The organism is Bartonella sp. AU15XJBT, assembly GCF_028618615.1.
Classification (GTDB): Bacteria; Pseudomonadota; Alphaproteobacteria; order Rhizobiales; family Rhizobiaceae; genus Bartonella.
Map to the genome: position 1 here is coordinate 1 of NZ_JAQITG010000088.1, position 1,903 is coordinate 1,903.

Below are 1,903 nucleotides of genomic sequence, written 5' to 3' on the forward strand. Positions count from 1 at the left end.
GCATAGCCGTGGTACCTTGACAGGGGGTAATGGATTACGTGACCTTGAAGAGCGTGGTATCCATGGTATAGCCAAGAAAACAGACTTCTATCTTTTTGGATCGGCTGCTCACGCGCCATCGATAGCTAATACAGTAGATTACTTAAGCGATGGCGAAAAAAATTATGTCTATGTACAAGGCCATATATTAGACCCCATAAGTACAATAATTGGTTTTAATTGGCCTACGGCTTATGGGGTACGTTCCAAACCATATGATTCATTACATCCGTTAATTCTACCCCTCAGAGAGATGGGGGGAGCGATCATCGGCTATAATCCTAGCACCCATAATTGTTATGCTGATGCAGGATCTGATTGTAGACGTGATTACGGTTCATTTGGTTTTATAAAATTTTATTCCACGAGAACAGGGAACAAAAAATGAAAATACGATTTAACTTATTGAGCCTGCTCATTCTATTAAGTATTACTGGATGTGACATATCAAATATCGACAAACCTTCTCCAGGAGAAGTGGCAGTGTGGAAGAAGCCAGGAGCGAACTTTACTGAGGTAGGAAAAGTCTTGCTAGAATGTGGCATGCCAAGCCTTATTGATCAGGATTCAGAAAACAAAACGCTAAGCGACAATGAAATAGCCACCATTGATGCTTGCATGCTTCAAGCTGGTTTCCGTAGAAAATCAGGGGGGGCCATATTGGTGTTATAATTATAATGACCTCCCCATTTGTCGTCCTGGTGCTGTCATCCCACAGAGAAGTGTTGAAAAGCGCTTAAACAGCCCTTTTTGTAAAAGAAGTCCAGTACAACCTGAATGCAAACCTTAAGTCTTGCTGTTCCTTTTTATTGTCAAGAAACCCATTAGAGGAGGGGAAAATGAAAAAAACTTTAAAACTATTGAGCTGCATAGCTTTTTTAAGTACAGTTGGGTGTGTTAATCAAATTCCCTCACTTTCTCCAGTATTATGGAGGCAGAAAATACTTTTAGAATGTGGCGTACCGGACCTTGATAAGGTTGTGGCGCTAGATTTGAATCAATTTGCTAGTATTGAAATTTGTATGGGGAAATCAGGTTTTCGCCCTAGCTTTACCATACAAGAATGGTGTGAGAACCATAAATCGGACAATCTTCCCATATGTCGTCCTGGAGCTGTTATGCCTCAGCGAAGTGTTGAGAAACGCTTAAATAGTCCTTATTGTAAAAGACATAAAAACGCACTTGAATGCCAACCCTAACAACACAAAATCATTCGCAAAGCGCTTTAATGAGAATGTTGGCTTTGGTGCAGGAAAAACGGGTGATGGAGGTTCAATGAATGCCTCTTTCCAAAAGGATCAATCCTCTAGTGATTATCACAGCGTTGTGGAACAATCCGGCATTCAAACCGGTGATGGCGGCTTTGATATTACAGTGGCGGGTGCAACAACCATGACCGGTGGTATTATCGGCAGCCACCGCATCGGCGAACAAAAATAAACTGACCACCGGAACCATTAAAACGAGTAATATCACCAACAGTGCTGATGCTCAAGCCAACAGCGATGGGATTAGCATTTCTGCGGGAGGCCCCATGTACCAAGGCAAATACGGTGTCGGGAAAAACATTGCCAAGAATGTTTTAGATCATGCAAAAGCCAAAGATTCAGAGGAAGGCTATACCAAATCCGCTATCAGCAATGGAACCATTGTGCTGACAAATGAAGCAGGGCAAAAGGCGTTGACGGGACAAGATGTGGAACAAGCCATCGCCTCCCTTAACCGTGATACTGCCAGCGCCCATAAGGGGGTACAACAGCTTGATGTCGCCAAGCTGGAACAAATCGTCCATGAAAATCGTGAAATGGCAACACAACTCTTAGAAGAAGGGTTTAAATACAGCGATGACTCCTATAGAACCATG

General features: G+C 42.8%; 2 protein-coding genes and 2 pseudogenes. All 4 read left to right on the top strand.

The window, feature by feature from the left end:
- A partial coding sequence (locus tag PVV57_RS10150; protein ID WP_273784023.1) for a hypothetical protein occupies window positions 1–427 on the top strand: 427 nt, incomplete at its 5' end.
- Window positions 424–829: pseudogene (locus PVV57_RS10155) on the top strand (hypothetical protein). The gene PVV57_RS10150 and the pseudogene PVV57_RS10155, both read left to right, overlap by 4 nt.
- A 49-nt stretch (window positions 830–878) precedes the next feature.
- Window positions 879–1,238 (top strand): hypothetical protein, encoded by a 360-nt coding sequence (locus PVV57_RS10160; protein ID WP_273719599.1) that lies wholly within the window; start codon window positions 879–881, stop codon window positions 1,236–1,238.
- Window positions 1,239–1,272: 34 nt separating this feature from the next.
- Window positions 1,273–1,903: pseudogene (locus PVV57_RS10165) on the top strand (filamentous hemagglutinin); the annotation flags it as partial.

Excerpts from the sequence above, each read along its gene's own strand:
- PVV57_RS10160 (WP_273719599.1), top strand. The coding sequence starts at position 879 with ATGAAAAAAACTTTAAAACTATTGAGCTGCATAGCTTTTTTAAGTACA.